Origin of the sequence: Streptomyces sp. NPDC051561, from assembly GCF_044454195.1 — a bacterium.
GTDB lineage: Bacteria > Actinomycetota > Actinomycetes > Streptomycetales > Streptomycetaceae > Streptomyces.
Map to the genome: position 1 here is coordinate 625,407 of NZ_JBITDM010000002.1, position 17,300 is coordinate 642,706.

Annotated in this window: 18 protein-coding genes; 8 read left to right on the forward strand and 10 right to left on the reverse strand. The window is 70.8% G+C overall.

Going from position 1 to position 17,300, the window contains the following annotated elements; all coding sequences use genetic code 11:
* The first annotated feature begins 168 nt into the window (after window positions 1-168).
* A complete protein-coding gene (locus ACIA73_RS07190) occupies window positions 169-1,878 on the forward strand; it encodes a phospho-sugar mutase (RefSeq protein ID WP_399437281.1) in 1,710 nt (569 codons plus the stop codon).
* Between the two features lie 212 nt (window positions 1,879-2,090).
* Here ACIA73_RS07190 and ACIA73_RS07195 read toward each other — a convergent pair whose 3' ends face one another.
* Together ACIA73_RS07195 and ACIA73_RS07200 are read right to left on the reverse strand one after the other, a co-directional pair.
* Window positions 2,091-3,017 carry an MBL fold metallo-hydrolase gene (locus tag ACIA73_RS07195; RefSeq protein ID WP_399437282.1) on the reverse strand — a complete coding sequence of 309 codons (927 nt, stop codon included), beginning with the start codon at window positions 3,015-3,017 and terminating at the stop codon, window positions 2,091-2,093.
* Between the two features lie 94 nt (window positions 3,018-3,111).
* Complete coding sequence (locus ACIA73_RS07200; protein WP_399437283.1) at window positions 3,112-3,702, reverse strand: cysteine hydrolase family protein; 591 nt, start codon at window positions 3,700-3,702, stop codon at window positions 3,112-3,114.
* A 152-nt stretch (window positions 3,703-3,854) separates the two neighbouring features.
* Between ACIA73_RS07200 and ACIA73_RS07205 the strand changes: the two genes are divergently transcribed.
* Window positions 3,855-4,868 carry a GlxA family transcriptional regulator gene (locus tag ACIA73_RS07205; protein ID WP_399437284.1) on the forward strand — a complete coding sequence of 338 codons (1,014 nt, stop codon included), beginning with the start codon at window positions 3,855-3,857 and terminating at the stop codon, window positions 4,866-4,868.
* A gap of 24 nt (window positions 4,869-4,892) precedes the next feature.
* On the opposite strand, the gene ACIA73_RS07210 is transcribed toward ACIA73_RS07205, so the two are convergent.
* The 6 genes from ACIA73_RS07210 to deoC form a co-directional block, all read right to left on the reverse strand.
* Window positions 4,893-5,198, reverse strand: coding sequence for a hypothetical protein (locus ACIA73_RS07210; RefSeq protein WP_399437285.1), 306 nt, complete (start codon window positions 5,196-5,198; stop codon window positions 4,893-4,895).
* Window positions 5,195-5,641: a hypothetical protein gene (locus ACIA73_RS07215; protein WP_399437286.1), complete on the reverse strand. Its 447-nt coding sequence runs from the start codon at window positions 5,639-5,641 to the stop codon at window positions 5,195-5,197. Before ACIA73_RS07215 ends, ACIA73_RS07210 begins: the two co-directional genes overlap by 4 nt.
* 8 nt (window positions 5,642-5,649) lie before the next feature.
* Entirely contained in the window at window positions 5,650-6,525 is an 876-nt protein-coding gene (locus ACIA73_RS07220; protein WP_399437287.1) for a hypothetical protein, read from the reverse strand.
* 243 nt (window positions 6,526-6,768) lie between these two features.
* On the reverse strand, window positions 6,769-7,677 hold the full coding sequence (locus tag ACIA73_RS07225) for an aldehyde dehydrogenase family protein (RefSeq protein ID WP_399437288.1): 909 nt from the start codon (window positions 7,675-7,677) through the stop codon (window positions 6,769-6,771).
* Complete coding sequence (locus ACIA73_RS07230; RefSeq protein WP_399437482.1) at window positions 7,670-9,106, reverse strand: aldehyde dehydrogenase family protein; 1,437 nt, start codon at window positions 9,104-9,106, stop codon at window positions 7,670-7,672. Before ACIA73_RS07230 ends, ACIA73_RS07225 begins: the two co-directional genes overlap by 8 nt.
* Window positions 9,106-10,068 (reverse strand): deoxyribose-phosphate aldolase, encoded by a 963-nt coding sequence (deoC, locus tag ACIA73_RS07235; RefSeq protein ID WP_399437289.1) that lies wholly within the window; start codon window positions 10,066-10,068, stop codon window positions 9,106-9,108. Before deoC ends, ACIA73_RS07230 begins: the two co-directional genes overlap by 1 nt.
* A gap of 213 nt (window positions 10,069-10,281) precedes the next feature.
* Between deoC and ACIA73_RS07240 the strand changes: the two genes are divergently transcribed.
* A complete protein-coding gene (locus ACIA73_RS07240) occupies window positions 10,282-10,986 on the forward strand; it encodes a PH domain-containing protein (protein ID WP_399437290.1) in 705 nt (234 codons plus the stop codon).
* A 67-nt stretch (window positions 10,987-11,053) separates the two neighbouring features.
* On the opposite strand, the gene ACIA73_RS07245 is transcribed toward ACIA73_RS07240, so the two are convergent.
* Window positions 11,054-11,461: a hypothetical protein gene (locus ACIA73_RS07245; protein ID WP_399437291.1), complete on the reverse strand. Its 408-nt coding sequence runs from the start codon at window positions 11,459-11,461 to the stop codon at window positions 11,054-11,056.
* A gap of 132 nt (window positions 11,462-11,593) precedes the next feature.
* On the opposite strand from ACIA73_RS07245, the gene ACIA73_RS07250 reads away from it, so the two are divergent.
* Window positions 11,594-12,295: a uridine kinase gene (locus tag ACIA73_RS07250; RefSeq protein WP_399437292.1), complete on the forward strand. Its 702-nt coding sequence runs from the start codon at window positions 11,594-11,596 to the stop codon at window positions 12,293-12,295.
* A 232-nt stretch (window positions 12,296-12,527) separates the two neighbouring features.
* Here ACIA73_RS07250 and ACIA73_RS07255 read toward each other — a convergent pair whose 3' ends face one another.
* Window positions 12,528-13,355, reverse strand: coding sequence for a SigE family RNA polymerase sigma factor (locus tag ACIA73_RS07255; protein WP_399437293.1), 828 nt, complete (start codon window positions 13,353-13,355; stop codon window positions 12,528-12,530).
* A 225-nt stretch (window positions 13,356-13,580) separates the two neighbouring features.
* Here ACIA73_RS07255 and afsQ1 point away from each other — a divergent pair, with 225 nt between their 5' ends.
* The 4 genes from afsQ1 to ACIA73_RS07275 all read left to right on the forward strand — a co-directional run bounded on the left by afsQ1 (window position 13,581) and on the right by ACIA73_RS07275 (window position 17,254).
* A complete protein-coding gene (gene afsQ1, locus ACIA73_RS07260; protein ID WP_185028289.1) occupies window positions 13,581-14,258 on the forward strand; it encodes a two-component system response regulator AfsQ1 in 678 nt (225 codons plus the stop codon).
* On the forward strand, window positions 14,255-15,874 hold the full coding sequence (locus ACIA73_RS07265) for an ATP-binding protein (RefSeq protein WP_399437294.1): 1,620 nt from the start codon (window positions 14,255-14,257) through the stop codon (window positions 15,872-15,874). Before afsQ1 ends, ACIA73_RS07265 begins: the two co-directional genes overlap by 4 nt.
* Window positions 15,874-16,518 carry a hypothetical protein gene (locus tag ACIA73_RS07270; protein WP_399437295.1) on the forward strand — a complete coding sequence of 215 codons (645 nt, stop codon included), beginning with the start codon at window positions 15,874-15,876 and terminating at the stop codon, window positions 16,516-16,518. Before ACIA73_RS07265 ends, ACIA73_RS07270 begins: the two co-directional genes overlap by 1 nt.
* 175 nt (window positions 16,519-16,693) lie before the next feature.
* On the forward strand, window positions 16,694-17,254 hold the full coding sequence (locus tag ACIA73_RS07275) for a VanZ family protein (protein ID WP_399437296.1): 561 nt from the start codon (window positions 16,694-16,696) through the stop codon (window positions 17,252-17,254).
* Window positions 17,255-17,300: the final 46 nt, after the last annotated feature.

Genomic DNA, 17,300 nt, shown 5'->3' on the forward strand with positions numbered 1-17,300 from the left:
ACCGCTGCGCGGGCTGGGTACGCGTGTGCGGGTCGAGTGTGGCTGGCCGCGCAGTTCCCCGCGCCCCTTGAGGGGCGCGGGGAACTGCGCGAGCAACCACGACGTACCACCGGATACCCACCCACCCCACCCCACCGCCCCCGACCTCGACCCCCGAAAGGCGACCCCGTGACCCAGGCACCCCCCTCACCCACCTCCTCCGACCTCCTCACCCGCGCTCGCGCCTGGCTCTCCGAGGATCCCGACGCCGAGACCCGGGACGAGCTCGCCAAGCTCATCGACACCGCCGCAGCCGGTGACCCCGACGCCCTCGCCGACCTCGCCGACCGCTTCTCCGGCACCCTCCAGTTCGGCACCGCCGGCCTCCGTGGCGAGCTGGGCGCAGGCCCTCAGCGCATGAACCGCGCCGTCGTCATCCGCGCCGCCGCCGGCCTCGCCGCGTACCTGAAGCAGCAGCCCGCCCATCCCCGCTCCACCGACGACCTGGTCGTCATCGGCTACGACGCGCGCTACAAGTCCGCCGACTTCGCCCGCGACACGGCCGCCGTGATGACCGGCGCCGGCCTCCGCGCGGCCGTGCTCAACCGGCCGCTGCCCACCCCCGTACTGGCCTTCGCCATAAGGCACCTGGGTGCCGTAGCGGGTGTCGAGGTCACCGCCAGCCACAACCCGCCCCGCGACAACGGCTACAAGGTCTACCTGGGCGACGGCTCCCAGATCGTGCCGCCCGCCGACGCGGAGATCGCCGCCGAGATCGACGCCGTCCGGGCACTCGCCGACGTACCGCGCCCGGAGGAGGGCTGGTTCACGCTGGACGAGGAGGTCCTGGAGGCCTATCTCGCCCGTACGGACGCGGTCCTCACCGCCGGTTCCCCGCGTACCGCCCGCACCGTCTACACCGCGATGCACGGCGTCGGCAAGGACGTCCTGCTCGCCGCCTTCGCCCGCGCGGGCTTCCCCGCCCCGGTGCTGGTCGCCGAACAGGCCGAGCCCGACCCGGACTTCCCCACCGTCGCCTTCCCCAACCCGGAAGAGCCCGGCGCCATGGACCTCGCCTTCGCGGCGGCCCGCCGCGCCGCCCCGGACCTGGTCATCGCCAACGACCCCGACGCCGACCGCTGTGCCGTCGCCGTCCCGGACGCCTCCGTCGAAGGCGGCTGGCGGATGCTGCGCGGCGACGAGGTGGGCGCACTGCTGGCCGCCCGCATCGTCCGCAAGGGCGAGCCCGCTGACGGCAACGCGGGCGTCTTCGCCGAGTCGATCGTCTCGTCCTCCCTGCTCGGCCGTATCGCCGAGAGGGCGGGCATCGGGTACGAGGAGACGCTGACCGGCTTCAAGTGGATCGCCCGCGTCGAGAACCTTCGCTACGGGTACGAGGAAGCCCTCGGCTACTGCGTCGACCCGGCCGGCGTGCGCGACAAGGACGGCATCACCGCAGCCCTCGCCATCACCGAACTCGCCTCCGAGCTCAAGGAGGAGGGCCGCACCCTCCTCGACCTCCTGGACGACCTCGCCGTCGCCCACGGTCTGCACGCCACCGACCAGCTCTCGGTCCGCGTCGAGGACCTCAGCATCATCGCCAACGCCATGACGCGGCTGCGCGAGAACCCGCCGACCGCACTGGCCGGCCTCGCCGTCGTATCCGCCGAGGACCTCACCAAGGGCACCGAGTCCCTTCCGCCCACCGACGGCCTGCGCTACCACCTCGAAGGCGCCCGGGTCATCGTCCGCCCGAGCGGCACCGAGCCCAAGCTGAAGTGCTACCTGGAGGTCGTCGTTCCGGTCGCGGACACCGGCGCCCTTCCGGCGGCCCGTGCGCGGGCGGCCGAAACGCTTGCCGCGATCAAGCGGGACCTGTCGGCGGCGGCGGGCATCTGACGGGATCGTCGTACGTACGACGCGGACGTACGACGCGGACGTACGACGCGGACGTACGTCCAACGAAAGACGCGGCCGTACGTCCAACGAAAAGGGAGCGCAGCCCCGTGTCTGCGCTCCCTTTTCCATTCCCCCGTTCCCCCCTCTTTTCCCCCGTTCCCCCCTGCTCCCCCCTCTTTTCCCCCGTTCCCCCCTGTTTCCCCTCGAAGCCGCTACGACAGCCGCTTCGTGGAGCCATTCGGCTGGAGATTCACCAGCTTGTGCGCGACGCCCTGTTCCCGGAACGCCTTGACCAGGGACTTCATGTCCTCCGAGTAGATGTTCCAGCTGTCGGTGTGCACCGCGACCACCTTGCGCGGGTCGATGGCCCTGGCCACCTTGGCGGCGTCCTTCGACGTCAGCGTCAGCGGCGCGTTGTCGAGGATCGCGGGGGTGCGGGCTGCACCGGCGAAGAGGACGGCCGTGTCGATCCGGCCGAACTGCTTCCTGATCCGCTTCCCGGCCTCCGCTGCGACCTTCACCGAGGCGTTGTCGCCGGAGATGTACGTCGTCGGTACGCCCCGGCCACTCAGCACGAACCCGGTGACCTCTCCGTCCGCACCCCGGTCCACCCCGTCGGGGCCGTGCAGGGCGGGGACCGCGGTGACCTTCACGCTGCCGCCACTGGTCCGGATCGTCCGGGAGTCCCAGCTCTTCAGTCCGGTGACGTGGGAGCCGAGGCGCCGGTGCGCGCCGGGCGTGGAGTAGACGGCCGGAATGTCCTTGAGAAGTGCACGGCCCGAGTCGTCGAGGTTGTCGTCGTGCTGGTCGTGCGAGAGCAGTACGGCGTCGATCCGGCCGAGCTTGTCGATCCCGAAGGCCGGGGCCTGCTGCTTCTCCAGGCCGCTCGGATACTTCTTCGGCCGGTCGAAGGTCGGGTCGAGCAGGATGCGGGCGCCGCCTATCTCGATGACGGTGGTCGGACCGCCTATGTGGGTGGCGGTGAAGGGGGTACGTCCGTGCCCGGACCCACCCTTGGCAGTGGCCTGCCCTGCCGTCCCGCTCCCCGTCCCGCTGCCGCCCTGCTGCTCCTTCGCGGTGGCGGCACCGCCGCACGCGGAGAGGAGCGCCATGCCGGCGGCAGCCGCGAGAGCGGTCACGCCGGTACGGGAAAGGGAGGCCTGGCGGGTCACGAAATTACCAACTCTCTTGAAATGTAAGGATGTTGTACGTCTGGGAGGTCTACCGGCCGGCTCAGGCAAGCGACTTCCCGTCCGGTACGACGACGCCGTAGATGTCACCGATGGTGGCCAGCGCGCTGCGGTGCATCTGCTCGGCGGGCACGGCGCCCCTCACGGACGGCAGCGCCCGCGTGGCGCACGCGTCGGCGACGACCGTGGGCCGGTTGCCGCGGAGGAACGCGCCCTCCGCCGTGAACGTCACGCACATGTGCGTCATGAAGCCCGCGATGACGACGTCCTCGTTGCCCGCCGCGTCGACGTGCTCGCCCAGATCGGTGTTGAAGAAGCCGTTCGGCGCGGTCTTGACGACGACCGGCTCGCCCTCGGCCGGGGCGACCTTCGGGTGGATCTGCCCGATCTCCGCGCGGATGTCGTACGGCGAGCCCTCACCGCTGTCGTGCATGACGTGGATGACCCTGGCGCCGGCCTCCCGGGCCCGGCCCAGGAGTTCGGCGGCGGAGTCGAGGGCGGCCTGCCAGCCCTCAAGTTCCATCACGCCGCGCACGTAGGTGTTCTGGTAGTCGACGAGGATCAGGGTGGAGCCGGCGAGAGACGCGGGCGTCTCGTCGAGGCCGCTGATCGTACGCAGGGTGGTGCTGGGCATGGGTGTACCGCCTCGTTCTCGTCGGGGGATCCGCCGCCCGCCGTCACCGGCGAGCTGCACACACCACGCTAGGAGCCCTCCCGGATGTCGGCAATGGCATCTAACATGCAGATACCGACATCGAGCTCACCCCTCCCACCACCGGAGACACCATGAGTCCCACAGATCCGGACGACCCCCTCGGCACCGTGAAACGTACCGTCGTCATCCTCCTCTTCGAGGGCGTCGACCTCCTCGACGTCACTGGGCCTCCGGAGGTCTTCGCCCTCCTGAGCCGGGAGCTGGGGGGCGCGTCGACGGGCTACGAGGTGCTCCTCGCCGCGGAGACCACCGCTCCGGTCACCACCTCCGCGGGCGTACGGATCCTCCCCGACGCCACCTTCGACGAGGTCGCCGCACTCCCCATCGACACCCTCCTGGTCCCCGGCTCCGTGGCCGTCGACAGCGACCGGCGCGTTCAGGCGCTCACGGATCCGCAAGTCGTCGCCTGGGTCAAGAAGCTCGCCGCCCGCTCCCGCCGCATCACCTCCGTCTGCGTCGGCGCCCACCTCCTCGCCGCCGCCGGCCTCCTCGACGGCAAGCGGGCCACCACCCACTGGTCGACCGCCCAACAGCTGGCCTCGGAGAACCCGTTGGTCGAGGTCGACGCCGACCCGATCTTCATCCGCGAGGGGAACGTCTGGACCGGCGCGGGCATCAGCGCCTGCCTGGACCTCTCGCTGGCCCTGGTCGCCGACGATCACGGCGAGGCCATCGCCCTGAGCATCGCCCGTCAGCTGGTCATGTACCTCAAACGCCCCAGCGGCCAGAGCCAGTTCAGCATCCCGCTCCAGCCGGTCGCCACCACCCGCCGGATCGAGGACCTCCGCCTCCACATCATGGACAACATCGACCAGCCGCTGACCGTGGCCCATCTCGCCGCCCACGCCCACGTGGGCGACCGGCAGCTCACCCGCATCTTCAAGAACGAACTCGGCATGACACCGAGCGCCTACGTCGAATCCGTCCGCGTCGAACGCGCCCGCAACCAGCTCGAATCCACCGACGCCACCCTCGACCGCATCGCCACCACCTGCGGCTTCGGAACCACCGACACCCTCATCCGGGCCTTCCGCCGGGTCCTGAACACGACCCCGACGGAGTACCGCCACCGCTTCCGTGCGTAGCGCCTCGGCCAGCACGGGAGCAGATCAGAGCAGTACGCTCCACAGCACGATCGCCGCAGCGGCCAGCGAAGCCGCGCCGAGCAGGGCGTTGGCCGCACCTGCCACGATGTTGTTGTCGTGGAAGGCCCCCGAGACGCTGAAGCACAGCCACCCTCCCCAGCCCAGTTCCAGCAGCCCGAACGCGAAGAGCCCGCAGACGGCCGCTGCCGCGTCCCAGTTCGCGGACATCCCGTCCGCCACACTGCTGCCCCTGGCGACAGCCACCACCGCACTGGGGACCAGGAAACTCGCCACTCCGGCCAGGGCCACGAAAGCCAGCAGCCGCTTCATCGCCACCCCCCTCTCTGCTCGATCGAAAACCGGGCCAGGCGCTCCCGGGTGGTCCTGACGCGGGACTGCTCCCACCGTTCCTGGCGTGACACATGCACGAAGACCTCACGCAGCATGCCGACGGTCTGCTCCAACTGCGCCACGCTGTCGTCGAGTTCGCGCCGGGTGGCGCGTTCCACCCGGGTCCGCGCCGCGGCCGCGGCGGCCAGGGCGGCCACCATCACGGCCAGCGCCCAGCCCCCTTCGCCGGTCACGACGAGCACGACGAGCGGCGCCAGCACGGCCGGGGCTGACAGTGCCAGCCGCACGCCGTGCAGCCTCAGCCGGAGACGGCCGGTGCTCCTCAGCAGCTCCTCCGCGCCACGCAGGGCCTGCTCGAAAGTGCTGCCGTCGCGCGCGACAGCCTCGCGCTCCCCTTCGTACTCCCCTTGGTGCTCCTGCACGCCGCGCCTCACATCAGTCGTTGCAGGGACCGGTAGAAACCCTCACGCAGTCTTCCCACCCCCACGCTGTCGATCTGGCTGAACCGGGGCCGCAGGGAATCGCTGAAGCTGTGCCGGATGAGCTGCGAGCTCATGGGGAGGACGGCGACCCTCAGCCGGTCGTTGTGGTCGATGAGGTCGCGCAGCATGGCGCAGAACCCCGATTCCGCGGATTGGTACTGCCTCGACAGACCGCTGCCCGGAATGTAGTAGTCACGCGCCTCGTCGATCCGGTCCCAGAACAGGTCGGTCTTGGTCACCGCGACGATCACCCAGCGCAGGCTGCGGGTGGCGGCTCCCGTCTCCATGATCCGGTCGCAGAGCTTCTCGAAGTCCGCGAGCTCCTTCTCCAGGTGCCATTCGCGCGTACGGTCGGGGCTGATCGTGCCGTCGGGCGCACGCACGTTGCGCTCCAGGGCGCGCTGCCCGGTGCGGTCCCAGACCTTGTTGTGCCCCCAGCACACCACGTGGATGAGCCCCTGGGCGGAGGTCTTCTCACTCAGGATCAGGTTCATGGCGCGTTCGCGCTGAATGGACTCCTGACCGGGTACGACCACTCCGGAGATCCGTACCTTCCTGGCTCCGAGGAGGAAGGTACGGTGCCCCTCCTCGCGGTCCGGGCTGCGGCGCGACTCGACGTCACCGACGCCCACCAGGCCGGAGAGCGCGTCGAAGAGTACGGATTTGCCCGCGCCGGGCTCACCGGTCAGCGCGACGGGGTACTGGGAGAGCCCCAGTCCGCCGCTGACCGCTCCGAACTCTTCCGTGGATCTGGACCGGTCGCTGTCCACGAGTTGTACCGCGCTGTCCCAGTGGGCCCGGATCTCGTCCCAGGTATCGGCCATGGCGTCATTCCCCTGTCGCCCCATGGGTTGATGAGCGTCCCAGGGTAGTGGGGCCGCACTGATCGCGAAGGGAGTTGACCACACCCGTGACCAGCCACGCACAGAATCGACGGCACGCCGTGACACGGCCCGGGTGCCCCCCCCCCCCCGGCGCACGGGCGAGCCCCCGTACCCCGCCGGAATCCACGGCGGGGTACGGGGGCTCCGGACGAACGGGAGTACGGGGAGTTCGGGGAGTACCGCTCAGTAGGCCGAGCCCGACGCCCCCAGTGAACCCGTCGGGTGCCAGACCGTCTTGGTCTCCAGGAACGCGGTCAGGCGCTCGGTGCCCTGGGGGTCGGTCCAGTCGGTGGAGGCCGACGGGCGCAGTACCCGCTTGAGGTTGTCGGCCGCCGCGATCTCCAGATCACGGGCCAGGTCGGAGCCCGCACCCGCGCCCGTCAGGTCGATGGCGTTGACGTCCTGGTGGGCGGCGAGGGAGGGGGCGATCTCCGAAGCCCTGCCTGTCAGGATGTTGATGACACCGCCGGGGAGGTCGGAGGTGGCCAGCACCTCACCCAGCGAGAGAGCGGGCAGCGGGGCCTTCTCCGAGGCGATCACCACGGTGGTGTTGCCGGTCGCGATGACCGGGGCGAGCACCGAGACCAGGCCCAGGAAGGAGGAGTCCTGGGGGGCGACGACGGCGACGACACCGGTGGGCTCGGGGGTGGAGAGGTTGAAGAACGGGCCCGCCACCGGGTTCCCGCCACCCGCGATCTGGGCGATCTTGTCGGTCCAGCCCGCGTACCAGACCCAGCGGTCGATCGCGGCGTCGACGACCGCGCCCGCCTTGGACTTCGACAGTCCCTCGGCCTCGCCGATCTCGCGGACGAACTGCTCGCGGCGGCCCTCCAGCATCTCGGCGACGCGGTAGAGGATCTGGCCGCGGTTGTACGCCGTGGCGCCCGACCAGCCGCCGAAGGCCTTGCGGGCGGCGACGACCGCATCACGGGCGTCCTTGCGGGACGCGAGGGGCGCGTTGGCGAGCCAGTTGCCCTTGTTGTCGTCCACCTCGTACACCCGGCCGCTCTCGGAACGCGGGAACTTGCCGCCCACGTACAGCTTGTAGGTCTTGAAAACGCTCAGGCGCTTCACGTCGGTCGACTCAGACATCGAGGTACGCCTCCAGGCCGTGGCGGCCGCCCTCGCGGCCGTAACCCGACTCCTTGTAACCGCCGAACGGCGAGGTGGGGTCGAACTTGTTGAATGTGTTGGCCCAGACGACGCCCGCACGGAGCTTGTTCGCGACCGCGAGGATGCGCGAGCCCTTCTCCGTCCAGATGCCGGCGGAGAGGCCGTACTGGGTGTTGTTGGCCTTGGCGACTGCTTCGTCCGGCGTACGGAAGGACAGCACGGAGAGCACCGGGCCGAAGATCTCGTCGCGGGCCACCGTGTGCGCCTGGGTGACGTTGGTGAACAGCGTCGGGGCGAACCAGTAGCCGGAGGAAGGGAGTTCGCAGGGCGCGGACCAGCGCTCGGCGCCCTCCGCCTCGCCGGTGTCGGCGACGGCCTTGATCCGGGCGAGCTGCTCGGCGGAGTTGATCGCGCCGATGTCGGTGTTCTTGTCGAGCGGGTCACCGAGGCGCAGCGTGGAAAGGCGGCGCTTGAGGGCGTCCAGCAGCTCGTCCTGGATCGACTCCTGGACCAGCAGGCGCGAGCCCGCGCAGCAGACCTGGCCCTGGTTGAAGAAGATGCCGGTGACGATGCCCTCGACGGCCTGGTCGATGGGGGCGTCGTCGAAGACGATGTTGGCGCCCTTGCCGCCCAGTTCGAGGGTGACCTTCTTGTTGGTGCCCGCCACCGCGCGGGCGATGGCCTTGCCGACGCCGGTGGAGCCGGTGAAGGCGACCTTGTTGACGTCCGGGTGGCCGACCAGGGCGGCACCCGTTTCGCCGTATCCGGGGAGGATGTTGACGACACCGCGCGGCAGACCGGCCTGGCGGCAGATGTCGGCGAAGAAGAGCGCGGAGAGCGGGGTGGTCTCGGCGGGCTTCAGCACGACGGTGTTGCCGGTGGCGAGCGCCGGGGCGATCTTCCAGGCCAGCATCAGCAGCGGGAAGTTCCAGGGGATGACCTGGCCCGCGACGCCCAGCGGCTTCGGGTTGGCGCCGTAGCCGGCGTGGTCGAGCTTGTCGGCCCAGCCCGCGTAGTAGAAGAAGTGCGCGGCGACCAGCGGGAGGTCCGCGTCGCGGGTCTCCTTGATGGGCTTGCCGTTGTCCAGGGTCTCCAGGACGGCCAGTTCGCGGCTGCGCTCCTGGATGATCCTGGCGATCCGGAAGAGGTACTTCGCCCTCTGGGCGCCCGGCAGCGCGGACCAGCTGCCGAACGCCTTGCGGGCCGCCTTCACGGCGCGGTCCACGTCGTCCTGTCCCGCCAGGGCCACCTCGGACAGGACCTCCTCGGTCGACGGGGAAACGGTCTTGAAGACCTTGCCGTCGGCCGCCTCGGTGAACTCGCCGTCGATGAACAGGCCGTAGCTCGGCGCGATGTCGACGACCGCGCGGGACTCCGGCGCGGGTGCGTACTCAAAAGTCATGCGGATCAGTCCACCGTCACGTAGTCGGGGCCGGAGTAACGGCCCGTGCTGAGCTTCTGACGCTGCATCAGCAGGTCGTTGAGCAGGCTGGATGCGCCGAAGCGGAACCAGTGGTTGTCCAGCCAGTCCTCGCCCACGGTCTCGTTGACCAGCACCAGGAACTTGATGGCGTCCTTGGTGGTGCGGATGCCGCCGGCCGGCTTCACACCGATCTGGACGCCGGTCTGCGCGCGGAAGTCCCGTACGGCTTCGAGCATCAGGAGGGTGTTGGGCGGGGTCGCGTTGACGCCGACCTTGCCGGTCGAGGTCTTGATGAAGTCGGCGCCGGCCATCATGCCGAGCCAGGAGGCACGGCGGATGTTGTCGTACGTCGACAGCTCGCCGGTCTCGAAGATCACCTTGAGGCGGGCGCGGTCCCCGCACTCCGCCTTCACGGCGACGATCTCCTCGTAGACCTTCAGGTAGTGCCCGGCGAGGAAGGCACCCCGGTCGATCACCATGTCGATCTCGTCCGCGCCCGCCTCGACGGCGTCGCGCACATCGGCCAGCTTGACCGGGAGGGCGGCACGGCCCGCCGGGAAGGCGGTGGCCACCGAGGCGACCTTGATGCCGGTACCGGCCAGCGCCTCCTTGGCGGTGGCCGCCATGTCGGGATACACGCAGATCGCGGCGACCCTCGGGGTCGTCCGATCGGTGGGGTCCGGGTGGGCGCCCTTGGCGCACAGTGCCCGGACCTTGCCCGGGGTGTCCGCGCCTTCGAGCGTGGTCAGGTCGATCATCGAGATGGCCAGGTCGATGGCGTACGCCTTGGCCGTGGTCTTGATCGAGCGCGTACCGAGCGCGGCGGCGCGGGCCTCCAGGCCGACGGCGTCGACGCCGGGCAGCCCGTGCAGGAAGCGGCGCAGTGCGCTGTCGGACGCGGTCGCGTCGACAAAAGCGGATGCGGGAGCGGATGCAGAGAGGGGCATGGTCACCACTGGAGCATATCTACGCGCGTAGCGGCCTGTACAGCCTGAGGAGGTACGTGGTTCCTTCGGCCCCCGGCACGGGCCCCTGCGCGGTGGCGGCGCGACACCGGTGCGGCGCCGGCCGGTACCGGTGCGGCCTCGGCCCGGTGCCGACCAGGTCACGGCCCGGGTCCCGTACTGGCATCCGAACCGCCGTCGGGCAGAATCGGCCTCATGACAAGCACCGGCCCCTCTCCCGCCGCCGACGGCCCCGACAAGTCGAAGGGCAAGCCGGCGAAGGCGTCCACGGACGATACGACGGTCTATGCCGACCGGGTCTTCCGCTCCGGCGCCAACGTCTTCTGGGGCGTTCTGATGCTCGCGGTCGCCCTCTGGCTGGGCATCGACGCGATGGTCAAGTCCGATGCGCGGACGGTGTGGACGGTGGTGGCGGGGCTGGCCCTCGTGGTGCCCCTGGTGACGGCCTTCCTGCTGCGGCCTGCGGTGTACGCGAACGAGGACCGGCTGCGGATCCGGAACCCGTTCCGGACGGTCGTGCTGCCGTGGGCGAAGGTGGACGCGGTCAGGACCGGGTACTCCAGCGAGGTGCTGGCGGACGGCGCGAAGTACCAGTTGTGGGCGGTCCCGGTGTCCCTGCGCCACCGGAAGAAGGCGCTGCGGAACCAGGCGAAGGCGGCGGCGTCCGACGATCCGAACGCGGTGCGGACGCCGTTCGGGCGAGGGTCGGCGGCGGGGAGCTCCGGGCCGGACGGCCATCTCGCCGGGGGCGACCAGGCGGTGCGTGACCTCCAGGAGCTCGCGGAGCGGAACGCGGGGCGGCCGGAGGCACAGGGCGAGGCTTCCGTGCGGTGGGCCTGGGAGATTCTGGTGCCGTGCCTGGTGGGGCTGGTCGGAGTGATCGTGCTGCTGGCCCTCTGAGCCGCGGGGCCCGGCTCCGCCGCCGGGGCCCCACCCCTGGGCCCCCGGGCGGCGGAGCCGACCGGCGTCAGCCCGGGATGATGCCGGTGAGGCCGCCTGCCAGGGGGAGGTCCTTCAGGGCTCCGCCGCTGGTGAGGGGGGCCGTGGCCACCCCGGTGGAGACCGGCTTGAAGTCGGCCACCTGGGTGCCGATGGTGTTGTTGAGGGGGTCGACGTCGGTGCCTGCCAGCGGGTTGAGACGCATGTTCTTGGCCGGGCCGAGACCGGCCGCCGCGGAGTGCGTGACCGCGTCGGTCAGGGCCTGCCCGGGAGTGGGGGCGTCATCGGCCGTCTGGCCGACGCCGGCCGGCGCGGGCGCGGGTGCCGCCTGGGCCGCTCCGGCACCCGCCGAGAGGGCCGCGCCGACCGCGGTCACCGTGAGTCCGGCCTGGAGGAGGGCGCGGCGCGGGGGCTTGGGGGCTGCGTGACGTGCCATGTGCGGGGACCATCTCTCTGCATGAGTGACGAGTAATCGTGAAGATACGCAGCGTAGTTGAGTGGGCGGGCCGGAGCCGTCCGTGTCGCCCGGGGAGTCCTCCCGGGGGACCATGCCGCACACTTGTCTCCCGTGAGCTCATCTCCCCTACCCGCCCGCGTCGTCCTCCTCGCAGGCCCCTCCGGCTCCGGGAAGTCCTCCCTCGCCGCGCGCGCGGGCCTGCCCGTGCTGCGGCTCGACGACTTCTACAAGGAGGCCGGCGACCCGACCCTGCCGCAGGTCGCGGGCTCCAGCGACATCGACTGGGACTCGCCGCTGTCGTGGGACGCGGACGCGGCGGTCGCCGCCGTCGCGCAACTCTGCCGGACCGGACGTACCACCGTTCCCGTGTATGACATCTCCATCAGCGCACGGGTGGACGAGGAGGCGCTCGACATCGAGCGCACGCCCCTGTTCATCGCGGAGGGCATCTTCGCGGCGGACATCGTGTCCCGCTGCCGGGAGCTCGGCATGCTGGCGGACGCGCTGTGTCTGCGCGGGCGGCCGTCGACGACCTTCCGGCGGCGGCTGGCGCGCGATCTGCGCGAGGGCCGCAAGTCGGTGGCGTTCCTGCTGCGGCGGGGGTGGCGGCTGATGCGCTCCGAGCGCGGGATCGTGGCACGGCAGGTGGCGCTGGGTGCGCACGCGTGCGGCAAGGAGGAGGCGCTGGGGCGGCTGGCGGCGGCGGCCGCGGGCCGTTGCCCCGGGGCGGTCGCCCGGACGGGGACGGTGCGCCCGGAGGCGACGGCCTCCGCCCCCGTACCGACGACCAGCACGGCGGAGCCCGCGGCGTAACGGCAATACCCGCGGCGCAATAGCGGTACCCGCGGCGAAACGGCAGCCAGGGCGGCCACGCCCCGGCGCACGACCGGGAAAACGAAAACGGGACCTCGTCAGACCCCCCGGCCGACGTGGTCCCGCTCCGTTTTCCCCGTACCCCCGTGCTCCCCGCCGTCTCCCCCGAAACGAGCGGGTTCCCCCGTGACTCGGGGACGACCAGCTCTCGTCCCCGAGCACCTCATGCCCTTCAGGCGACCAGCTCGCCGAAGGACTCTTCCTCGTCACGGCCGAAGCTGAGGACCTCGTCCTCGCGCAGCCGGCGCAGCGAGCGCCAGATGCTGGACTTGACCGTGCCGACACTGATGTCGAGGATGTCCGCGATCTCGGGATCGGTGCGGCCCTCGTAGTAGCGCAGGACGAGCATCGTGCGCTGGAGTTCGGGGAGGCGGGCCAGGGCCTGCCACAGGACCGCGCGCAGTTCGGTGCCGCGCATGGCGTCCGTGTCGAGTGCCGTCTCCGGCAGCTCCTCCGTCGGGTACTCGTTCAGCTTGCGGCGACGCCACTGGCTGATGTGCAGATTGGTCATGGTGCGGCGGAGATAGCCCCCGACCGCGGCCTTGTCGCTGATCCTGTCCCAGGCGCGGTACGTCGAGAAGAGGGCGCTCTGCAGCAGATCCTCGGCCTCGAAGCGGTCGCCGGTCAGGTGGTAGGCGGTTGCGTACAGGGAGGCGCGGCGCTCCTGGACGTAGGCGGTGAATTCCGCCTCCGCCGCAGTCGCGTGCGCCCGCTCCCCCGAGCTCTCCCCGTACGTCGCCGTCTGCGCTGCCGACGCTCCTGCGAGCGTCCCCCCGGCAGCTTCCCCGTTCCCCCCGTTGGTCCCCCCCTGGGGCCCCCCGGTGTTCCCCCCCGGTACGTCGACGATCGTCATGTACGTGGTGTACGAAGACGACCGCTGACGCCCGGTGCCGCGACCGCACCCCCGCCCGGTCACAGCACCGGACTTCTCGATGCTCCGTACGACGTCGTGGAGACGCGTGACAACTGCGCTTGAGTTGGTGCTGTGCAGTGCGTTCATCTCGCGCCCCCCGTCGGTGGAGTTCGTATCGGTCCGTGTGATGAAGACTTTGCCCGCGCAGTTTCATCACGGTGTCCGGCGACTGTCACAGGCGCGTCACAGGGGGCCGTAAAGGCTCAAGGTCGAAGCGGAACGCACCGTTCGTACCGTGTGTGACATGCGCCGGGAGCGATGGGAGCGCTCCAACTGTCGAACTCGCACGCCCCCATGGGCCAGAATGAGCCCGTGCCCTTCCTGTTGCTGATCGAGGACGACGACGCCATCCGTACGGCGCTTGAGCTGTCGCTCACGCGCCAGGGACACCGTGTTGCCACGGCGGCAACCGGTGAGGACGGTTTGAAGCTGCTGCGCGAACAGCGGCCCGATCTGATCGTGCTGGATGTGATGCTGCCCGGAATTGACGGTTTCGAGGTGTGCCGTCGCATCAGACGCACGGATCAGCTGCCGATCATTCTGCTGACCGCACGCAGTGATGACATCGATGTGGTGGTCGGCCTGGAGTCGGGCGCGGACGACTACGTGGTCAAGCCGGTGCAGGGGCGGGTGCTCGACGCCCGGATCAGGGCCGTGCTGCGGCGGGGCGAGCGGGAGGCCAACGACGCGGCGTCGTTCGGCTCGCTGGTGATCGACCGGTCCGCGATGACCGTGACGAAGAACGGCGAGGACCTGCAACTGACACCGACCGAGCTGCGGTTGCTGCTGGAGCTCAGCCGGCGGCCGGGACAGGCGCTGTCCCGGCAGCAGTTGCTGCGGCTGGTGTGGGAACACGACTACCTCGGGGACTCCCGGCTGGTGGACGCGTGCGTCCAGCGGCTGCGGGCGAAGGTGGAGGACGTGCCGTCCTCGCCGACGCTGATCCGCACGGTCCGTGGCGTGGGCTACCGGCTGGACTCGCCTTCGTGAGTACGAAGGTGAAGCGCGCCCTGATCGCCGGGCTGCGCTGGACCAGCCTGCGGCTGCGGCTGGTGGTGGTCTTCGCGCTGGTGGCGCTCACCGCCGCGGTGTCGGTGGCGGGGATCGCGTACTGGCTCAACCGCGAGGCCGTCCTGACGCGCACCCAGGACAGCGCCCTCAACGACTTCCGCCAGTCCATGCAGAGCCGGGTCGCCACCCTGCCGCTCCATCCCACCCAGTCTGAACTCCAGAACTCCGCCGAGCAGATGGCGGTGATGAGCAGCAGCCCCGGCTACAACGTGCTGCTGGTCGGCAGCATGGAGGGCGGCAAGCCGGTCGTCGGGTACTCCGACCTGAACGCCTTCACCCTGGACGACGTACCGCCGAAACTCAGGGACCAGGTCAACCGGGCCCAGCCGGTCACCGCCGGGAACGCCTACCCGTACCACCTGTTCTGGGTCCGTACGACGCTGCGCGGCACCCCGTATCTGGTGGGCGGGACCAAGGTGATCGGCGGCGGGCCCACCGGTTACATGCTGACCTCGCTCAAGCAGGAGCGGGACGATCTGAATTCGCTGGCCTGGTCGTTGGGGATCGCGACGGGGCTGGCGCTGCTGGGCTCCGCGCTGCTGGCGCAGGCTGCGGCGACCACCGTGCTGAAGCCGGTGCAGCGGCTGGGCGACGCGGCGCGGCGGCTGGGCGAGGGGAAGCTGGACACCCGGCTGCGGGTGTCCGGGACCGATGAACTTGCCGATCTCTCACGCACCTTCAACCGGACGGCCGCCCAGCTGGAGAAGAAGGTCGCGGACATGAGTGCGCGGGAGGAGGCGAGCCGCCGCTTCGTCGCCGACATGTCGCACGAGCTGCGGACGCCGCTGACCGCGATCACGGCGGTGGCGGAGGTACTGGAGGACGAGGCGGACAGTCTCGATCCGATGATCGCCCCCGCCGTGCATCTGGTGGTCAGCGAGACGCGGCGGCTGAACGATCTGGTCGAGAACCTGATGGAGGTCACGCGCTTCGACGCGGGGACGGCCAGGCTGGTGCTCGACGACGTGGATGTGGTCGAGCAGGTGATGGCCTGTCTGGACACCCGGGCGTGGCTGGACGCGGTCGAGCTGGACGCCGAGCGCGGGCTGATGGTGCGGCTGGATCCTCGGCGGCTGGATGTGATCCTGGCGAATTTGGTGGGCAATGCGCTCAAGCACGGGGGTTCGCCGGTGGGGGTCTCCGTGCGGGCCGTGGACGACGAGCTGGTGATCGAGGTACGGGACCACGGTCCCGGCATCCCCGCCGACGTGCTGCCGCATGTCTTCGACCGGTTCTACAAGGCGAGTGCGTCGCGGCCGCGTTCGGAGGGCAGCGGGCTCGGGCTCTCGATCGCTTCGGAGAACGCGCGGATCCACGGCGGCACCATCAGCGCGGCCAACTCTCCCGAGGCGGGTGCGGTGTTCACCCTGCGGCTGCCCAGGGACCTCTCGCCGGAGGAGCCGGCGGAGGGGGATGCGGAGGGTGGCAGGGCCGGCCCGGGGCCGCAAGGGTCTCGTGGGTCGCACGGGTCTCGTGGGTCGCACGGGTCTCAGGGGTCGCACGGGTCTCAGGGCTCGGCCCGGGGGGAGAGCTGATGAGGTGGGACGCGGTTGCGGTACGTCGGCGGGGTGCGGTCGCCGTCGCGGCGCTGGCCGTGCTCGCGGGCACGGCGGGGTGCGGGATCCGGACCACTCAGGTGCCGGTGGACGCGGGGGCGGCGCCGTCCCGGGTGTCCTGCGACGTCCCCGCGGTGACGGACGCGGAGCGGTCCCAGTCGGCCAGCACGGTGCGGGTCTTCCTGGTCTGCGGGGCCGGGCTGGTCTCCGTGCAGCGGAAGATCGATGTGTCGGCCGAGGCCATGGCGGCGGACCGGATGCGGGCCGCGCGGGCGCTGCTGGACGAGCTGCGCGAGGAGCCGTCGGAGCAGGAGCAGCGGGCCGGGTTCAGCACGGACGTGCGGGGGTCGCTGACGGTGAGCGGGCCGCGGCCGGGGGACCCGGCCGAGACGCTGCGGCTGAGCAGGCAGCCGGATGATCTGCCGCCGCACGGGCTGGCGCAGATCGTGTGCACGTTTTCGGGGAGTGCGGCGGACGATGGCGGGGGGTCGGTGGAGCTGGGGGGTCCTTCGGAGGACCCGCCGCGGAAGTATCAGTGCACGGCGGCGTTGAAGGCGCGGCCGGAGGGGGTGCCGGCGGTGGGGGACTTGCGGCCTACGGGGGCGACGCCGTCGATGCGGTAGGGGGTACGGGGGCGTAGGTGGGCCGGGGCGGGCAAGGGGGCGGGGGTATCGGGAGTGGGGGGCGGCCCCGCCGTCCGAGGGGGCTGACGGGGGTGGGGGCTGGGTCTAAACCTCTTCGGGGGGCTGGGTGGGGCTTGGTGGAACCAATTTGTGCGCACCCGGCGTCTTGGGGGGCGTGCGTCCAGGTCTGAGCGGCAGTGCCGTCATCCGCTTCCGCGTGACGGGGAGTCTTCTCCTCCTCGCGCATCTGCTGCTCGTCTCCTGGGTGACGTTGCGTCCCCTCGACGATGTGCTCTGGGTGACCGCACCCAATTTCCGGCCGCTGGCCGGCATCCGGGCCGATCTGGCGCTCGGTCCCCTCCAGGCGGCCCGCCTCATCGGTGAGGGGCTGCTGCTGCTCGCCCCGCTCGGGGTACTGCTGCCCATGGTGGGCGGGCGGCTCTTCGTGTCCCCGTTCGCCTCCCTCGTACGTACCGTGGCCGCCGGCGCCCTGCTGTCGCTCGGCATCGAGCTGTGGCAGACCGGGGTGCCGGGTCAGGTCGTGGACGTGGACTCGCTGCTGCTGAACACGGTGGGGGTGGCGTTCGCCCATCTCCTCGTCGTACCCCTGACAAGGTCACGGCTGCGGCGCAGGTGGGGGACGTCTCGTACCCGGGTAGGGGGTGCGCCCCTGACTGGGGAGGAGACCAGGCTCGGGGCTACCCCGAGTATTTCCAGGGTTGGCGTCGCCCCGTAGAGCGATGCCCGGCGGGAGCCTTCCGAGGAGTATTGAGTACATCGGG